This is a genomic window from Pseudomonas guariconensis (assembly GCF_040822035.1).
In the GTDB taxonomy this organism is placed as follows: Bacteria; Pseudomonadota; Gammaproteobacteria; order Pseudomonadales; family Pseudomonadaceae; genus Aquipseudomonas; species Aquipseudomonas guariconensis.
The window spans coordinates 3,307,355-3,322,614 of sequence record NZ_CP162012.1 but is presented as its reverse complement, the minus strand read 5'-3'; the positions used below and the strand labels follow the sequence as shown (position 1 = coordinate 3,322,614).

Below are 15,260 nucleotides of genomic sequence, written 5' to 3'. Positions count from 1 at the left end.
GGGCACTAGGCTGGCTGGCCCGCGGTGGGGTGTGCAGGAACTCGAAAGTCACCCATGAAAAAGCCCGCCGAAGCGGGCTCTTTCTAGTAGCAGGGCTATCAGTCGTCACGGCCCATGATGCCGAACAGCTGCAACAGGCTGACGAACAAGTTGTAGATCGATACATACAGGCTGATGGTCGCCATGATGTAGTTGCGCTCACCGCCGTGGATGATCGCACTCGTCTGGAACAGGATGCAGACCGACGAGAACAGCACGAAGCCCGCGCTGATCGCCAGTTGCAGACCGCTGATCTGGAAGAAGAAGCTGGCCACGACAGCGCCCAGCAGCACGAAGAAGCCAGCGGTGATGAAGCCGCTGAGGAAGCTCATGTCCTTACGGGTGACCAGCACGTAGGCCGACAGACCACCGAATACGAGGGCGGTCATCGCGAAGGCCGAGCTCACCACTTCGGCGCCGCCGCTCATGCCCAGATAACGGTTGAGGATCGGGCCGAGGATGAAACCCATGAAGCCGGTGAGTGCGAAGGTGGAGACCAGACCCCAGACCGAATCACGCAGCTTGGCGGTGAGGAAGAACAGACCGTAGAAACCGATCAGTACCACGAACACGTTCGGGTAACCGACTCGCATCTGTTGGGCCACGAATGCCATGACGCCGCTGAAGGCGAGGGTAAGCGCCAGCAGACTGTAGGTGTTGCGCAGGACGCGGCTGACTTCCTGCTGCTCGGCCTGCTGGCCGTGGTGGACGGCATAATCCTGTTCGCGCATGGCGACACTCCTGTGGTGTGAATCTGTGGTTTCGAAACGAATGGTTGCAATGAGGATACCAGAGCAGCTGCAAGCCGCGACACAGAGAGTTTGACAGCTTGTTTCATTACGGTATGATTGCGGCCGCAAAATTGATCCTGGAAGCGTGGCCGAGTGGTTTAAGGCAACGGTCTTGAAAACCGTCGATGGGCAACTATCCTAGAGTTCGAATCTCTACGCTTCCGCCACTTCTAAAGCCCTGATTATTCAGGGCTTTTTGCGTTTTTGAGGCGTAGAAAACCTACCCATACGAATGGGCTTGGTAATGGTTCGATTTGTCAGCGCTGGCAATACTTCTGCTATTTGGTGGGTTTCGCCAAGGCTCCAACTCGGCGATATACCCGCTCGGTGATGTCGCCTTTGGTGTGGCCCAGCAGAAGACTGGCATGGTCGACGTCGGTGATTTCCGAAGCCGCTTTTGGGCGGATATCGCGGAACTGGAACTGGCTGATTCGGCCGGCCAGCACTTGGTCGCCAGCAGCGACTGCCTCCTTAACCGCTTCCTCCCTAGCGTCGTCCCAGCGGTGGCGAAGCATCGGCGCCGTAACCCGCTTTCCGTTTTCGGTCAGGAGCAGGTACGGCGAGCTATGCGGCCTGTTCCGCTCCAGTATCTTCCTGATGAGCGCGCCCAGGCTGCTCTCCACGCCATCCACCTCGAGCATGATCCGCAGCTTCTTGTGGGTCTTCTTCTGCTTCACGCCAAGGGCATTGCCCTCGATGTCATCCCTTCTCATCACCAGCACGTCCGCCGGCCGCTGGCCTGTCAAATACGCCAAGTCCATGGCGTCCTTCAATTCGTCCACCGCTTTGGCGTAAACCGCATTCCAGATGGCATCGTTTGCGTAGAAGTCCCGCGGCAACTCCTTGTTTTTGCGAACACCTTGGCATGGGTTTTCGTTGGTCGTAAGGCCCCATTCCCGGGCGATGTTGAAGATGTGGGAGAGGGTAGCGATCTCCCGATTCGCCCGGACCGGGGCCGTTCTCGCATCGCGGTACTTAGCTACGTGAGCTGGAGTGATTCCGTCAATTGGCGCCTTTTCGAAGTAGTTGCGCAGCTGGCGTATCTCGGCCAGGTTGTCCTTCTGCGTGCGAGGCGCCTTTTTCGGGATGATGTCGCGTATGTACCGGTCAAAGATTGCTCCCATGATGACCAGGTCCTTTGGCTTTTCCTTCGCTTCCAACTCGGCCCACTTCAGTCTGGCCAGGTTCAGGTCGTTGCCTAGAGGTATCGGTTTGCCGGACTTGTCCAGGTAGAAATAGCTGATCCATTCCTTGTGCGGGTTCTTCTTGCTCTTGCTGGTGCGCTTGCGTCGGTACATGCCGGGCGGCAGATCCCTGTTCTCGGTCTTCCTTGGGCGCATTTCACCTCACCTTCGAAATATCTGGTGTCCACGCGGGGATAGTTGGAGGGGGCGGCGCCAATGGCACGACTTCGAGGGTCACGCCAAGCTTCATACGGGCGTACTGGCGGCCCACCAGGGGGCGTCCGCCACGGCTCTCTACAAAGTGCCAGCCGCGTTCATTGAGCCAGCGGCGCTGCCAGCCACTGGCCTTGTAACCGGTCAGGTCGGCCAACTCTTCGTCCGAAAGGATCTCGGTTTCCATGGGATGGTCTCCAAGGCCGCCGGTGGCGGCAGGTTGGGCTATGGATAATTCATCGGCTCGCGGGTAATCTCCGGCTTCTTTTCCAGAGCCAGGGGGCCGCATGTCAAATGGTGTGCAGCCATCCTGCTCAGTCTTCTAGTGGCAGGCTGCGGTAGCCAACGTTTGAGTTATGCGCCGTCTGCTGCACATTTCAGTGATCGCCAGCAGGCTGCCGAGGTGGTCGAGCAGGCATTTTTTGAGGATTACGGAAAGAAATTCCGACCTCGGTCTGTTTTGATCACGGACAAGGTCATCATCTTGTCAGACGGCTTGATTTCAGAGGCTTCGGGTTTTGCTTCTGCTGCTCCTCTTGGCGCGGGGGCTATCGCTGCCGGCAGCACCAGAAGTGTTACAAAAGACGTCAATAGGCGTATCTACCTGAATTCCATCGACAATATCTCTATCTACCAGAAGCGAGCCAGGTCTAGCCGCTTCACGGTGATTATTCGCGGGCATGATGGTAGGGAGCTCGGCTCGATCCGGACCGGAAGCCTGGAGCGAGCACAGCGATTCAGCGATGCGTTGGTTTACCTGAAAACCATCAAGCCGTGACCGCCATCTAGGTATGTCGGCGGGCTTGAGTAGTTGGGGGAGGGGTTATTTGCTGTACTGGTTGCGGATACGACGGGCGACGGCTCGCAGTTCGCCGTCCATCTCGAACATCTCATTGTTGTCCCGGCGCGAGACGACCCCGGACCTGGTAACGTTGCGGCCACCCAGAATCCAGGCAGCCAGTAGGATCAGCGCCGATTCCAACTGACGCCGTAGCCAGCCCGTATGCGGGATCATGGCATCAGCTCCTTCGGCACCTGGACGGTATCGCCGAGCTTGGCGGAAACGATGGCGCGGCAGGCGGCGACCAGAGCGGTGTCACCCGGCTGGCAAAACTCGCCTTTGTCAGTGATTACCCAAGCTGCCCAAACATCGTCGGTGCTCTGCGGGCAATGGAGGCTGACCATGTTTTTCTCGATCAGCAGCCCTCCCAGCGCCCAGTCCTCGTGCGGGTTGTAGAGCACATCCCACTGCAGTGCCTGGCCGCGCTTCTTACAGAACACCCGCCACGGCACGTGGTACTGAGGTCCTACCAGGAAGACCTCAAGCCCTTCGGCCTGGGCACGGCCCAGTCGAGCGCGTAGCCGGTGAGGTCTGCCGTCTTCACTTCGATCAGGTCGGTCATGGCTGCACCTCACTGTTGTAGAGCTTGTAGTCTTCGCCGAACTCCCAGCAGTAGGTCGCCGGCCATGCACCACGGGTACCCTGCGGCACGATGTTGTACATCCGGTCGTAGGTGCCGTGACCCGGAGTTGTCTTGATCCAGACATGTTCAGGGCCACCCAGGCACCAGCCAGGGTGATCCGCAACGGCAGCCTTCATGAACTCTTCCAGGTTGTGATGCCCCTTGCTCATGACGATGTAGGTGTCTTCGCCAACGCTTTTCACCTCCAGCGGATACTGTTTCGGTCTCATGGCGTCACCACTCGGCGAACCCAGCTCACGCACGGCCCGTCCTCGGTATCAAATATTCCCAGCAGGAACCATTCAGGCCCAGGCCGTTTCGGCTCCCAACCAAGGCAATGGCATTCGCCGTCGTCATAGGGATGGTGGTCGGAAATGTCTGCCTCCATATGCCACTGGGTCAGCTCCAGTCCCTGCTGCTCTAAGCACGCTTTGAAGGCTTCCAGATCTTCGTCGAAATCGGGCTCGTCCGGATGCTCCACCACCCATTCTCGTCTCTCCGCACCCAGGCGGGCTGAATCAGCTGCTGGCGGTCAAGGCGTTCAATTTCGGCAAGGATCAGCGCACCAGCCTTCACCAAGTCACGGCGCCGATCCGCACTTGGCTTGAATGTACCCTGGCCCCATGGCCAGGCGGTGCTCATGCTTCCTGGCCGACCAGCAAGGTCGGCGTAGACGCTTCCTGCCATGGCCAGCTCGCCGTTCGCGTAGCCATCATCGCGATATAACGAGTAGCCTTCGTCGCTAACCTGCCGCTGGCGCTCGAGCACGACATCCTGCGCGTTTAAGGGTGATTCCACTTTTTTCAGGCATGACTTCGTCCTTGGCCGCCATATCGCGGCAGTGAATAGAGGGAGAGGGGTTACAGCTGTAGCGTTTCCGGGTACGTTCTCCTTTTTCTGGAGGGCTCCCGGTGACAGTTCATGGAATCGAGTACACGTTCAGCAGGGCTTCCAGCGTCACCGAAGGGCACGATGGCTTGGGCCTTGATGCTCACGTGGCAACCAAATAATTTTCGAGATTTTCCGAAACGACGAGACGCTCAAGTTCGAAGTGACGTTCTTCGAGCGGGACGTTCCTTTGGAGCTGCTCGAATACGCCGTGCCTGTCGCTCGCGAGCTGCTAGGTGACTTCATGCCCTACGTCCCAGAGTGATCGATTTTCTGTGGGCATGGGTATACCTCGCAGCTATAGTTGCCGTTTCGAAAGGAGGGGAAATGTGGCTGGAATGAAACGGTTGTACCACTTCAATGACTCAGCCTATGGGCTGCAAAATCTTGAAAGACAGCGGCTTAAAGTGGCGACGATCATGGAGCTGAACGACCCGTTTGAGCTGCTGGCGCATAACTCACAAGACAAGACTATTAGAGCAGCCCTCAAAAGTTTCAAACAGGAAGCCCATGATAGGTTTGGTTTCTTGTGCTTCAGTCGTTCTTGGAAAAGCCCAGTGCAGTGGGGGCACTATGCTGATAAACACAGAGGCATATGCATTGGCTTCGATGTTCCCGAGGACGACGTCTACCCGGTCCAATACTGCAACTATCGACTCGGGTTCGATCCTGCTCAAGTGCTAACCGAAGATCAGAGGTATCGATGGTCTCTCGGCTTGCTGACCACGAAGCACGAGCATTGGGGATACGAGCAAGAAGAGAGGTTAATCACTGCGCTTGATTTGCTGCCAAAGGAGAAAGGCTTGCACTTTGTGGGTTTTGATCAAATAGGAATTATCGTGCGAGAAGTAATAGTTGGATGTAATTCGAATGTCTCAAGAGCTGAATTGAGGAAGGCCCTTGGCGATCATGCTGGCCGGGTTAGTATTTTCAAATCAAGGCCGAGCTTTGGTCAATTCGAGATGGTCAGAAATAGAAACGAAGGACTTTGGCGCTAGAGTATTTCGGCGGCGTTAACCTTTTGAAGAGACTGGGCTAGCTCAGGAATTAGGTCGGAGTTCAAGGTCATCCACTTCCTAGCCTGAACTCTTCTTGACCACCCGTAGCCAACCCCGCGTTTAGCTCGACACGCTGCCCGGCAAGCGTCCCGGCAATCTGAGCTGCCATGTCCAGCTCGATATGGCGCGCCTTGCTTTCCACCTGCACGAGATCGCGACCACTAGAGCGCTGCTCGATAGCTGGATCTTCTTCGCCCTGCGGCACCAGCTCGTGGATCTTGCCGTGCACCACTGAAACCCACGCGAGTACGAAGTGATCGCCAGCAGTCTCAGGTGAGTATGCGCTGCGGCGTTTACCGCTCCTTACCGAGGCCACATAGTCGCGCCGAGCCTGCGTCAGCTTGGTGAGCAAAGTCTCGTAGGCGTATATCGCGATCTGTGGTGCAGGCATACACCTACGAACAAAGCCCGCTCAACCATGCGCCCGGACGACTCACACCAGTGCTTATACGAGAGGGGGCGGCAGCCGAACACTCTGGTCACAATTCCGCTTAAGTGCCAATCCCAGGTTGGCCGCCGGTTCGCCCTGGACTTCTCCGACTGAACCTCGGCCACATCGCTCAGGCGGACATCCACTCGGTGAGGCGGTACTCGCACATCAGCGCTTGAGCCTGGCGCATTGCCGTGGCTGCCTCGTTCTCGTTCGAGCTTTTGGAAAGGGCCAGGCAGCGCTTGATCTTGCGGATGACCCGCTCGAGCTTGCTCTCGTCGTGCTGTTGTTCGGTCATGTTGTGGTCCTTGCGTGCAGGCGCCGCCCTCGCCGGGGTGGCGTGATTCGTTGAAGTGAGGTATTAAGATTTCCCGCTGATGTCGTTGTGCTACCTCGTGGGCGCTTTGAGGGTTACCGAATGGCCAAAAAGAATGATGAAACGATAGATAGTCCAGAGTTGACGTGTGGCCTAGTTATGCCCATTTCGGCCATTGAAGGGTGCTCAGCAGAGCACTGGGTGGAAGTAAAAAACATTATATGCGATGCTGTTTCAGCGATTGAAAATTTTGTATTTATACCTCGCTTGGTAAGTGAGCAAGACGATGTCGGCGTGATCCAGAAGCGAATAGTTCAAAATATTTATTCTTCGGATATTGTTGTTTGCGATGTTAGCTGTAAGAATTCCAATGTTATGTTTGAGCTTGGTATGAGGCTTGCTTTCGATAAGCCTACTATTCTGATCAAGGATGATAAAACTGATTTCTCCTTTGATACTGGTGTAATTGAGCATTTGGTATATCCGCGGGATCTTCGTTTTTCACGTATAGTCGCATTCAAAAAAGCACTCGCTGAAAAGGTTCTTGCAACATACACTGCGTCGAAAAGCGATCCTAATCATTCTACATTTCTAAAAAACTTCGGGAGCTTTAAAGTTGCTTCTGTTGATCAGACAGTGGGTACTCCTGACCAAGTAATGCTGGATATGATGCAAGATTTAACTAGAGAGGTTGCTCGTATTGGTCGTAAAGTTAGTGCGTTTGGAAGCGCTAACTCGCCAGAGGCATCAACTAGTGAGTTTGTAGCTGATATACTTTCAGCTATTAATAGTTATAAGGAGGCGAACCCCGGCGCCTCAGCCGATACCTGCGTGAATAATGAGCAATTTTACAATCATGTCCTGGAGAATTCCAGGATCGGCAATCGGTATAAAACTTATTCGCAGTTTATCAGGGCTGTAGACGAGTTCTGCAAAACCAATCCTCACTTGTTCAATTAGGTGGTGGTTGCGCCATTCGCACCGCTGGCAAATTGCAGAATTGATTTGGGATGGGGTATTACGAGTGACCGGCATGGTGCTGGCTTGTAAGGTGACGGCTTGATGGAAAAAATTTCTTCAGTACCTATTTCGAGCTTATTAATGTCCCGGCATATAGCTGCCCTGTATGCGAGCTAGGTGTGCTTACAAACGTAAACCAACTTGCAGGCTCGACCGCTGCGAGAAAAAGACAGATTGAAGAAGGAGTTAGTGAGGGTTGGTGGGAACCAGAATATGACGAGCTAACTTTCAGGATGGATTTAAAATGCTCACATTGCGATGAGCGAGTAGATGGTGCAAGACGTTGGTGGACGTGATGTGCAGTGGAGGCCAGTAAAACCGGGGTCTCCATGGAAGTATGTGGATGTTGATGGATATTGCTCGCGCCGACTACGCTTCCGCCACATTCAAAGCCCTGATTATTCAGGGCTTTTTGCATTTCTAGGGTAGGCAAATCATTGCTGAGCCCATGCCGCCAGTCATCCCCTGAAGGCCCCGGACCAGGGTCGGCACCTCGAATCCTTGACCGACCCAGCATGACGCTCGGCCACGATGGCCTAGCGCTCGTGTGCAGTCGTGAAGATCAGACTGTTTTCGAAATTTTCCGCAACGATGAGTCCTTGGTTCGAGGTCATGCTGTTCGAGCGTGATGCGCCGCTTGAGTTGGTGGATTACGCCCGCTAATTGCTTGGGTAGATCGTGCCGTATATTCAAGAACGAGTGCCATTCGTTGTATAGAACGAGGTGATTTCGTTTCTATAGCGAATTGAAATAGATGAGCTTTTTTACGCGCCAAACACCAACGGAGGGTGTAGGCTCGAAAATCGAACCGCAGTAATTATTTCAAAAAAGGGGCAGTGTGGGTCCGAACCTATCCATTTCAGTGGGGTGGCCGGAGATTTCACATGAACAGTTCCATAACGCCTAGAACGCTGGCGCATGGCGCGCTGCTGTCGGTCCTTGCGGGTTTCTTCGTTGTTGGCTGTACACACGATCCTGATATCCGCATGGGGCACGACAATTCCTCGGGCTACACGGGGAAAAACCCATCGGCTTACTTAAGTTGTGTGAAGAGTGAGCTCCCGGCAAGCGCGAAGACGTATACGCAAGAGCATCAGGACGTGCTCGCGCTATATGTCGACAGTACCGACCCGAACCAGGCAACTGGCCTTGTCGAAGTCAAGGGTTCAGGGCAGGAGCATCAATATCTGGCATACCAGCGAGATGCCTGGTACGACCAAGGCCGTTTGCTCGATGCGGCGCTGATGTGTTCTAGAGCCAGTCTCTGAATATCCTCCCCCTCATCAAGCCCAGCCTGAGCTGGGCTTTTTGTATCGCCGTTGCGCAGCGTCAGGGCAACGGCTTTCTCTGAACGAAGAACTTGATGACTGCGGCACGTATGCCTTCGACGCCGAGCAGTCCGATCACGCCGCCAAAGAAGGGTGCGGTTTCGCTTGGCACGCCGATCAGCGAAAGGCCGTGACTTGCAGCGAGTGCGAGGGCGCCGCACAAGGGGGCTTCGATCAGCATTCGTCGCAGCGAGCCGCCCCCATAAATTACGCGTAACGCTGCGATGATTAAGGCCAATAGGCCTGCGTACAGCCCTGGCCAGTTATCTTGAAGCCAGCGTTCGAGCCAGGCCCAGGCCTCAGGTCGATCAATCATGATTGCACACTTCCTCATGGCCATTCGGTTGTGGCTGGTCTGGGCAATCAAGACCGGCAATGTTTTTCGTGAAGCTACAGGCAGGGCGGGGCATGGAGGTGTCCTTTTAACGGCGCGATATCGCCTTGATGTCGGCATGGTCTGCAGCGGCTCGAAAATCGACAATCCGCAGATGTTCTAGGACTGGCGCTTCATGGCGCGCTTCATGTCTTTCCGTTTGTGTACATCGACGGCACACTCTGCGTTCGTTTGCCCTCAGATGAGCCAACCATGATCGATATTCACAATGTGACCGCCTTCCAGCAGCAGACCCGCGTGCTCGATGGGTTTTCCCTGCACATCGGCGAAGGCGAGAAAGTCGCCATTCTGGGCCCCAACGGTGCCGGCAAGAGCACGTTGCTCAAGCTGATCACCCGAGAGCTCTACCCGGTGGAGCGCGAAGGCAGCCACTTGCGCCTGTTCGGGAGCGAGACGGTCAATCTGTGGGCGCTGCGAAGCCGCATCGGCTTCATCTCTCAAGACCTGCAGGATGATTACACACCCTATACCCAGGCCCTGGATGTGGTGGTTTCCGGTTTCTTTGGTGCCATTGGCGCCCATGGCCATCTGCAGCCGAGCGATGAGCAGCGCGAGCGGGCGCGTCAGTTGCTATCAGTCGTCGAGATGGCCGAATACGAGCAGACCATGTTCCAGCGGCTGTCCACCGGCCAGCGACGCAGGCTTCTGTTGGCACGGGCGTTGGTCCATCAGCCGCGAGCGCTGATTCTCGACGAGCCGGCCAATGGCTTGGACATGGGCGCCAGCCTGGGCATGCTCAACCTGTTGCGGCGCTTCTGCGGTGAAGACCATGCGATGATCATTACCACTCACCATATCGACGAAATCATTCCCGAGATCGAGCGTGTGGTGTTGCTCGAGAAGGGACGCATCATCGCCGATGGTCCCAAGGCCGAAGTGCTGACCAGCGAACGCTTGTCCGCCCTCTACCAGACGCAGCTGCGCATCACCGAACAGGATGGCTGGTACCGCTGCTGGCATGCGTGAGCTCCACTGGCCTGTCTTACCCGCGCCCTTTGTAGCCACCTCTGGCATTTCCCGAAGGGCGGGGCTTCCCCTGACCGATCTCTGCACCCAATAACCGGATAACCGGTCATTGACTCTCCAGTGTGGAAAACTAATCTCATGACGTGGGAAAAATTCCCACAAAATAAAAACGCTGACTGGCATAGAAGGGAACGTGCACGAGTTACTGCACCTTCATCACCAAGGAGCGGCCGCTGGTTGGCTGGTTGCCCGCGAGGCAGCTGGAGTTCATTGGTTGTTGCGTTCGATTTGAGTACGGAAATGCAACTCTGAAGCGGAGATTCGTCATGCTGCTCAAAAAATGCTTGTTGGCGCTGGCCATCGGTGGCGTCCTTTCGGCATCGCTGGCATTGGTGCCTGACTCGATTAGTGATTTCTCCAGCGCATACGCCAAGGATGGCGGCGGAGGTGGCGGTCATGGTGGCGGCGGTGGTGGCCACGGCGGTGGTGGTGGTGGCGGTGGCCATGGCGGTGGCCATGGCGGAGGTGGTGGCGGTCATGGCGGCGGTGGCCATGGCGGAGGTGGTGGCGGTCATGGCGGCGGTGGCCATGGCGGAGGTGGTGGCGGTCATGGCGGCGGTGGCCATGGCGGAGGTGGTGGCGGTCATGGCGGCGGTGGCCACGGTGGCCACGGTGGCGGCGGAGGCGGTCATGGTGGCGGCAGCGGTGGGGGCCATGGTGGTAGTGGTGGTGGCCACGGTGGCTCAGGTCACGAGGGCGATGGAGGCCATAGCGGTAACAGTGGCCATGGCAATTCGGGGCGTGGCAGCGATGACGGTGGTACCCATGGTGTCGGCCACGGTGCCGATGATGGTGCCAACCACGATGCTGGCGGGCCTCATGGTGTCGGCCATGGCGCAGATGATGGTCCTAACCACGACGTGGGCGATGATCACGGTGTAGGCCGCGGCGCCGATGATGGCCCCGATCATGATGTTGGTGATGATCGTGGCGGTGCCTGACCGCTGAACCTCGGAAGCCGAAACCCGGAGCGATCCGGGTTTCGCATCGACGAGGCGGGTCCTGAACGGTTGTGATGTGCAGGGCAAGGTGCTCGAATGTACCGCCCATGAACACCGTGCGCTCCCCCTTGGTTAAGGAAGCTTTGCAATGCATCTGCCCACTCTACCGCCCTCCCTGTTACCGGCATTGCGCTCTGTGATGCGGCCATTGGTGCGGTTGATGCTGAGAAAGGGAGTGACCTTCAGTAGCTTCGTCAACCTGCTCAAGGAGGTCTTCGTAGAGGTTGCTGAGCGCGAGTTCCGTCTCGATGGAAAACCGCCCAGCGACAGTCGGATCAGTCTGCTGACAGGGGTTCACCGCAAGGACGTCCGGCGCTTGCGGTCCCAGGTCCTGGAGGACGAGGCCAGCCTGCCGGAAGCAGTATCTTTTGGCGCGCATCTGGTGAGTATCTGGCTGAACCACGAGCCATTCTGTGAACAACCCGGCGAACCTCGGGCATTGCCGCGTTTGGCCAGTGTGGGCGGCGAACGGTCATTCGATGCCTTGGTCGCGTCGCTGAGCACGGATATCCGCGCCCGTGTCGTGCTGGATGAGTGGCTCCGCCTAGGGGTCGTGAGCGTCGATGAAGACGATCAGGTCCATTTGCAGACCCGAGCATTCATCCCTCAGCGCGGCTTAGAGGAAAAGATCGCCTATTTTCGGCACAACTTGCATGACCATGCCTGCGCCGCTGTACATAACCTGACCGATGCAGGCGAGCCGTTCTTCGAGCGCAGCGTGCACTACGACAGCTTGTCCCAGGCGGGTGTCCAGCAGCTCAGAGACGCCGTGCGTACCGATGGCATGCAGCTCCTGCTCACGCTCAACCAGCTGGCCGCCGAGCTCGAGGAGCGCGAACAGCCGCCGGCTGAGGTCCGTCAGCGCATCACCGTCGGCCTTTATTTCTACGCCGAACCCAGCCCGCCCGAGGCCGCGTCCGCGACCAAGGCCAGTAAGCCATGAACATGACGTCGCACCTGCTGAGCTCGCTCGCAGCGCTGTGCTGCGCGCTTACCCTGTCGGCGCCGCTGAGTGCCGCGCCTGCCTGCCTCGAGCCGGGTGGCAGCGGCGGTACAGGCATGATGGCGCCGGGCGGCGTCGGTGGGACAGGCGCGCCTGACAATGGAGGCGTCGGTGGGACCGGTGCGCGTCCGGGCGGTGGCGGCATCGGGGGTACCGGTGCGTCGCAGGACGAAGGTGGTGTGGGCGGCACGGGCATCGTCGGCACCATCACAGGATTCGGTTCGATCTGCGTCAATGGCGTGGAGGTTCATTTCGACAACAAAGTGGCGCTCAGCGAGAACGGCCAGCCTGCCAGCAGTCAACGATTGGCGATCGGCCAGGTGGTGGCCGTCGAGGCCCAGCCGTCCCGTCGGGGTCTGGAAGCGCGCAGCATCGCCATACTCAATGCCTATGAAGGGCCGGTGACTGGGCTTGCATCCGGCGATACGCCGATGCGCGTCATGGGCCAACCGGTGCGGGTGGCGGCAGGTGCCCGGGTAGCGCCGGGCCTGCGCATTGGCGAGCCGGTGCGTGTCAGCGGCATGCGCAATGCGCAGGGCGAGGTGGTAGCCAGCCGCGTAGATCGAGCGCCGGGTCTGGTCCAGGTCAGTGCCATCGGTGATATCGGCAAACCGGGCGACTTGCATGGCCTGGCCTTGAATAAGGTGTTGCCACCCACGGGTGAGGTACTGGTGCGCGGCGCCTGGAACGGTCAACAATTGAATGTGGCGCAAACCCTCCGGGATCCAAGCTTCCCCTTCGCTGGACGAGTGCGTAACGCCTTGGTCGAAGGGCTGGTACGTGGACAGCAGGGTAATCGCATCGAAGTCGGTGGTTTCACAGCCAATGTCGACCGCGCCACCGAGGGACGGGTCGAGACGCTTGCCATCGGTCAACGCGTCCGCGTCAGCGGTGTGTTCGACACTGGGCGCATCATTCACGCGCAGCGAGTGGAGGTGGTGCATGAACATCACGGCGACAGTCACTGGCATGGCGTGCAGCCCCGTCAGTCTCAGGGGGGCGAGTCCGATGGGCCTCGGGAAGTCGAATCGGGAACGTCTACAGCCGTCGAATCCGCAAAGCAAGCTGGCCGTGGCTCCAGCTATGAACAGGGGCACACCCGCGAGCGCATCGAGAGTGGCGCAGCCCGAGAAAAGGTGGAGCGCACAGACGTATCTGAGTCGGGGGGCGTAGAGCGTCGAGAACGCATCGAAACGCGCGAATCCGGTGATCGGGTGGAAACGCGCGAGCGCATTGAGGTCTTCGAAAATGGCGTGCGTGTTGAGCGGATCGAACGGATTGAGAAGATCGAGCGTTCGGACCGGCCAGACAAGCCTGACCGCATCGAGAAGATCGAGCGCATCGAGAAAGTCGAGCGTCCTGAGAGGGTAGAGCGGCCGGACAAAGTCGAACGCCCTGAGAAGGTCGAGCGTCCGGAAAAAGTCGAGCGGCCCGAGAAGGTCGAGCGCCCTGAGCGCCCTGAAAAAGTGGAACGGCCTGAGAAGCTCGAGCGCTCTGAACATTCTGGTTCTCATTAGGCTCGGTTTGCCTGCGCCCGGCTATGCTTCAAAGCATCCAGACCAGGCTGTACCGCACCTGATGGAATGTCCTGATCGCAACGAGGTAGGCATGATTTCGATGCGTGGGTTGTTTCCCTGCCTGATGGCCCTGGCCTGGCCAGCCCTGGCCGATGAAGTGACCTTGTCTACGGGGATGGATTACTCGCGGGGGGACTACGGCACGGCGGCCACCAGCGAGACCTGGTATGTCCCGGTCATTGGCAAGTACGAAACCGGTCCGATGATCTACAAGATGACCATTCCCTATCTACGCATCACCAATCCTGCGGTAGGGCCGGGTGGTGAACCGCTGGCGGGTGACGACTGTGGCCGCGTCGAGAGCGGGCTCGGCGATACGGTGGCCAGTGCCGATTACGCACTGCTCGATGGCCGCGACGGCGGTAATCTGCTTGTGGATCTGGTTGGAAAGATAAAGCTGCCTACCGCCGATGAAGACCATTGCCTGGGCACCGGCAAGACCGATTATTCAGCCCAGGTGGATCTGGTTCGGGCATTCGGTGCGGTGAATGGCTTCGCCACATTGGGTTGGAAGAAGTTCGGCGATCCGGCCGACTCGGATTTCCATGATCCGGTTTTCACTTCCATCGGCCTGCTCAGCCGGATCGCAACAGCCACATCGATAGGGGCGGTGTACGACTGGCGACAGAAAGTGTCATCAGACGGCGATGAGATCCAGGAACTCACCCTGTTTCTGACCCAAAAACTCAGCGAGGGTTGGAAGGTCCAGCTGTATGCGCTGAAAGGCTTTTCCGACGCGAGCCCTGATTCAGGCGGCGGGCTGCTGCTCAACCATTCGTTTTGACCCCGCACCGGTGCGATTGCCTCAGAGCTGCCTGCCGCCTGGCCCGCGAAACCAGGCGGTTTTGGCATCAGGTGTTACTGCAGGGTAGGGGTGTCCGGTATCTCGCGCAGTGTCGCCTCTATGCCGGCGATGGTTCTGGCGAGCTTGTCGGCTTCCTGGTCGCGGCCTTGGGATTTGAGCAGGTCACGCTGTTGACGCAGGTTGAGAAGCGTCTTCTGCAGGGCCAGGGCGGAGGTTCGATAGGGGTCCATGTCGCTCTCGTGCATTCCATGCTGGGGTAGGAGGCCGCGACCGTATCAGCTCGTTCAAACAGGTGAAACTGATGTTTCATACAGCAGCGGCCAAGCTCGTAGTCTGGAAGCTACTAGCACATAGGAACCCTCCTACAGGAAAGGTGGTAGGAGTGTTTCAGGTGATGTACCGCCTACGGCCTAGCACTCAATGTTCATGGGGGTTGCACGGGCTCCAGTCCGCTCAGTGTCGCGCTCAGGCGCGCATGGCCAGTGTCGATCCACTGAAAAGTTATGTTGCAAATGGGGCTCGAAATCACGCGTCGCGCATGGCCTGTCGCTCCAGAGATCGCGTGGCCACGGCTGCCGTCGATCCCGGTTCCGAGCGCTGGACGCAGAGCAGGTGAAAGCCTGCCGCGCTGGGTAGCTGCTTCATTGGGCAGAACTTACGGGTGAATGCTGGCATTACTCATTCGGTGTGCGCACAGACTTGCGCTAGCATGTCGTTCCGTTTT

At 57.8% G+C, this 15,260-nt stretch carries 19 protein-coding genes, 1 tRNA gene and 1 pseudogene; 11 read left to right on the top strand and 10 right to left on the bottom strand.

The genetic code is table 11. The features are described from left to right. Positions 1–98 precede the first annotated feature (98 nt). On the bottom strand, positions 99–770 hold the full coding sequence (locus AB1N67_RS15295; protein ID WP_043212266.1) for a Bax inhibitor-1/YccA family protein: 672 nt from the start codon (positions 768–770) through the stop codon (positions 99–101). Between the two features lie 139 nt (positions 771–909). On the opposite strand from AB1N67_RS15295, the gene AB1N67_RS15290 reads away from it, so the two are divergent. Then, a tRNA-Ser gene (locus AB1N67_RS15290) sits at positions 910–997 on the top strand. Positions 998–1,108: 111 nt separating this feature from the next. Here AB1N67_RS15290 and AB1N67_RS15285 read toward each other — a convergent pair. Then, positions 1,109–2,170 carry a tyrosine-type recombinase/integrase gene (locus AB1N67_RS15285; RefSeq protein WP_367863166.1) on the bottom strand — a complete coding sequence of 354 codons (1,062 nt, stop codon included), beginning with the start codon at positions 2,168–2,170 and terminating at the stop codon, positions 1,109–1,111. 1 nt (position 2,171) lies between these two features. Then, positions 2,172–2,414: a DUF4224 domain-containing protein gene (locus tag AB1N67_RS15280; RefSeq protein ID WP_367863165.1), complete on the bottom strand. Its 243-nt coding sequence runs from the start codon at positions 2,412–2,414 to the stop codon at positions 2,172–2,174. A 162-nt stretch (positions 2,415–2,576) separates the two neighbouring features. Between AB1N67_RS15280 and AB1N67_RS15275 the strand changes: the two genes are divergently transcribed. Then, positions 2,577–3,005, top strand: a complete 429-nt coding sequence (locus AB1N67_RS15275) for a hypothetical protein (protein WP_367863164.1) — start codon at positions 2,577–2,579, stop codon at positions 3,003–3,005. 45 nt (positions 3,006–3,050) lie between these two features. Here the strand turns inward: AB1N67_RS15275 and AB1N67_RS15270 are convergent, their stop codons facing one another. The 4 genes from AB1N67_RS15270 to AB1N67_RS15255 all read right to left on the bottom strand — a co-directional run bounded on the left by AB1N67_RS15270 (position 3,051) and on the right by AB1N67_RS15255 (position 4,171). Continuing rightward, a complete protein-coding gene (locus AB1N67_RS15270) occupies positions 3,051–3,242 on the bottom strand; it encodes a hypothetical protein (protein WP_070572525.1) in 192 nt (63 codons plus the stop codon). Further along, positions 3,239–3,508: a phage protein NinX family protein gene (locus AB1N67_RS15265; protein ID WP_367863163.1), complete on the bottom strand. Its 270-nt coding sequence runs from the start codon at positions 3,506–3,508 to the stop codon at positions 3,239–3,241. The genes AB1N67_RS15270 and AB1N67_RS15265 overlap by 4 nt, the downstream gene beginning before the upstream one ends. A 118-nt stretch (positions 3,509–3,626) precedes the next feature. Continuing rightward, entirely contained in the window at positions 3,627–3,920 is a 294-nt protein-coding gene (locus AB1N67_RS15260) for a hypothetical protein (protein ID WP_367863162.1), read from the bottom strand. After that, positions 3,917–4,171 carry a hypothetical protein gene (locus AB1N67_RS15255; RefSeq protein WP_367863161.1) on the bottom strand — a complete coding sequence of 85 codons (255 nt, stop codon included), beginning with the start codon at positions 4,169–4,171 and terminating at the stop codon, positions 3,917–3,919. Before AB1N67_RS15255 ends, AB1N67_RS15260 begins: the two co-directional genes overlap by 4 nt. Positions 4,172–4,916: 745 nt before the next feature. Here AB1N67_RS15255 and AB1N67_RS15250 point away from each other — a divergent pair. Beyond that, positions 4,917–5,576 (top strand): DUF2971 domain-containing protein, encoded by a 660-nt coding sequence (locus tag AB1N67_RS15250; RefSeq protein ID WP_367863866.1) that lies wholly within the window; start codon positions 4,917–4,919, stop codon positions 5,574–5,576. A 67-nt stretch (positions 5,577–5,643) separates the two neighbouring features. Here the strand turns inward: AB1N67_RS15250 and AB1N67_RS15245 are convergent. Further along, a pseudogene (locus AB1N67_RS15245) lies at positions 5,644–6,364 on the bottom strand (DUF2786 domain-containing protein). Positions 6,365–6,484: 120 nt separating this feature from the next. On the opposite strand from AB1N67_RS15245, the gene AB1N67_RS15240 reads away from it, so the two are divergent. After that, a complete protein-coding gene (locus AB1N67_RS15240; protein ID WP_367863160.1) occupies positions 6,485–7,342 on the top strand; it encodes a hypothetical protein in 858 nt (285 codons plus the stop codon). A gap of 944 nt (positions 7,343–8,286) precedes the next feature. After that, on the top strand, positions 8,287–8,670 hold the full coding sequence (locus AB1N67_RS15235) for a hypothetical protein (RefSeq protein ID WP_043212267.1): 384 nt from the start codon (positions 8,287–8,289) through the stop codon (positions 8,668–8,670). Positions 8,671–8,731: 61 nt separating this feature from the next. On the opposite strand, the gene AB1N67_RS15230 is transcribed toward AB1N67_RS15235, so the two are convergent. Continuing rightward, positions 8,732–9,046, bottom strand: coding sequence for a phage holin, lambda family (locus AB1N67_RS15230; RefSeq protein ID WP_102082249.1), 315 nt, complete (start codon positions 9,044–9,046; stop codon positions 8,732–8,734). Here AB1N67_RS15230 and AB1N67_RS15225 point away from each other — a divergent pair. From AB1N67_RS15225 to AB1N67_RS15200, 6 genes are all read left to right on the top strand, one after another. After that, positions 9,045–9,227 (top strand): hypothetical protein, encoded by a 183-nt coding sequence (locus tag AB1N67_RS15225; RefSeq protein WP_080642114.1) that lies wholly within the window; start codon positions 9,045–9,047, stop codon positions 9,225–9,227. The two genes, AB1N67_RS15230 and AB1N67_RS15225, sit on opposite strands and share 2 nt — an antisense overlap. 89 nt (positions 9,228–9,316) lie before the next feature. Next, positions 9,317–10,090 carry an ABC transporter ATP-binding protein gene (locus AB1N67_RS15220; RefSeq protein WP_090344520.1) on the top strand — a complete coding sequence of 258 codons (774 nt, stop codon included), beginning with the start codon at positions 9,317–9,319 and terminating at the stop codon, positions 10,088–10,090. 326 nt (positions 10,091–10,416) lie between these two features. Continuing rightward, positions 10,417–11,091 carry a hypothetical protein gene (locus AB1N67_RS15215; RefSeq protein WP_367863159.1) on the top strand — a complete coding sequence of 225 codons (675 nt, stop codon included), beginning with the start codon at positions 10,417–10,419 and terminating at the stop codon, positions 11,089–11,091. A 148-nt stretch (positions 11,092–11,239) separates the two neighbouring features. Further along, positions 11,240–12,094, top strand: a complete 855-nt coding sequence (locus AB1N67_RS15210; RefSeq protein WP_182942731.1) for a DUF6502 family protein — start codon at positions 11,240–11,242, stop codon at positions 12,092–12,094. Then, a complete protein-coding gene (locus AB1N67_RS15205) occupies positions 12,091–13,671 on the top strand; it encodes a DUF5666 domain-containing protein (RefSeq protein WP_367863158.1) in 1,581 nt (526 codons plus the stop codon). The genes AB1N67_RS15210 and AB1N67_RS15205 overlap by 4 nt, the downstream gene beginning before the upstream one ends. Before the next feature lie 91 nt (positions 13,672–13,762). Then, positions 13,763–14,515, top strand: coding sequence for a hypothetical protein (locus tag AB1N67_RS15200; protein ID WP_367863157.1), 753 nt, complete (start codon positions 13,763–13,765; stop codon positions 14,513–14,515). A gap of 74 nt (positions 14,516–14,589) precedes the next feature. On the opposite strand, the gene AB1N67_RS15195 is transcribed toward AB1N67_RS15200, so the two are convergent. After that, positions 14,590–14,766 (bottom strand): hypothetical protein, encoded by a 177-nt coding sequence (locus tag AB1N67_RS15195; protein ID WP_167358086.1) that lies wholly within the window; start codon positions 14,764–14,766, stop codon positions 14,590–14,592. Positions 14,767–15,260: the final 494 nt, after the last annotated feature.

What these genes read in the sequence shown, in the direction of transcription:
- AB1N67_RS15230 (WP_102082249.1), bottom strand. Translation starts at nt 9,046, where the DNA reads ATGATTGATCGACCTGAGGCCTGGGCCTGGCTCGAACGCTGGCTTCAA.
- AB1N67_RS15220 (WP_090344520.1), top strand. Translation starts at nt 9,317, where the DNA reads ATGATCGATATTCACAATGTGACCGCCTTCCAGCAGCAGACCCGCGTG.
- AB1N67_RS15235 (WP_043212267.1), top strand. Translation starts at nt 8,287, where the DNA reads ATGAACAGTTCCATAACGCCTAGAACGCTGGCGCATGGCGCGCTGCTG.
- AB1N67_RS15205 (WP_367863158.1), top strand. Translation starts at nt 12,091, where the DNA reads ATGAACATGACGTCGCACCTGCTGAGCTCGCTCGCAGCGCTGTGCTGC.
- AB1N67_RS15225 (WP_080642114.1), top strand. Translation starts at nt 9,045, where the DNA reads ATGATTGCACACTTCCTCATGGCCATTCGGTTGTGGCTGGTCTGGGCA.
- AB1N67_RS15210 (WP_182942731.1), top strand. Translation starts at nt 11,240, where the DNA reads ATGCATCTGCCCACTCTACCGCCCTCCCTGTTACCGGCATTGCGCTCT.
- AB1N67_RS15295 (WP_043212266.1), bottom strand. Translation starts at nt 770, where the DNA reads ATGCGCGAACAGGATTATGCCGTCCACCACGGCCAGCAGGCCGAGCAG.
- AB1N67_RS15260 (WP_367863162.1), bottom strand. Translation starts at nt 3,920, where the DNA reads ATGAGACCGAAACAGTATCCGCTGGAGGTGAAAAGCGTTGGCGAAGAC.
- AB1N67_RS15195 (WP_167358086.1), bottom strand. Translation starts at nt 14,766, where the DNA reads ATGGACCCCTATCGAACCTCCGCCCTGGCCCTGCAGAAGACGCTTCTC.
- AB1N67_RS15200 (WP_367863157.1), top strand. Translation starts at nt 13,763, where the DNA reads ATGATTTCGATGCGTGGGTTGTTTCCCTGCCTGATGGCCCTGGCCTGG.
- AB1N67_RS15250 (WP_367863866.1), top strand. Translation starts at nt 4,917, where the DNA reads ATGAAACGGTTGTACCACTTCAATGACTCAGCCTATGGGCTGCAAAAT.
- AB1N67_RS15270 (WP_070572525.1), bottom strand. Translation starts at nt 3,242, where the DNA reads ATGATCCCGCATACGGGCTGGCTACGGCGTCAGTTGGAATCGGCGCTG.
- AB1N67_RS15215 (WP_367863159.1), top strand. Translation starts at nt 10,417, where the DNA reads ATGCTGCTCAAAAAATGCTTGTTGGCGCTGGCCATCGGTGGCGTCCTT.
- AB1N67_RS15285 (WP_367863166.1), bottom strand. Translation starts at nt 2,170, where the DNA reads ATGCGCCCAAGGAAGACCGAGAACAGGGATCTGCCGCCCGGCATGTAC.
- AB1N67_RS15240 (WP_367863160.1), top strand. Translation starts at nt 6,485, where the DNA reads ATGGCCAAAAAGAATGATGAAACGATAGATAGTCCAGAGTTGACGTGT.
- AB1N67_RS15280 (WP_367863165.1), bottom strand. Translation starts at nt 2,414, where the DNA reads ATGGAAACCGAGATCCTTTCGGACGAAGAGTTGGCCGACCTGACCGGT.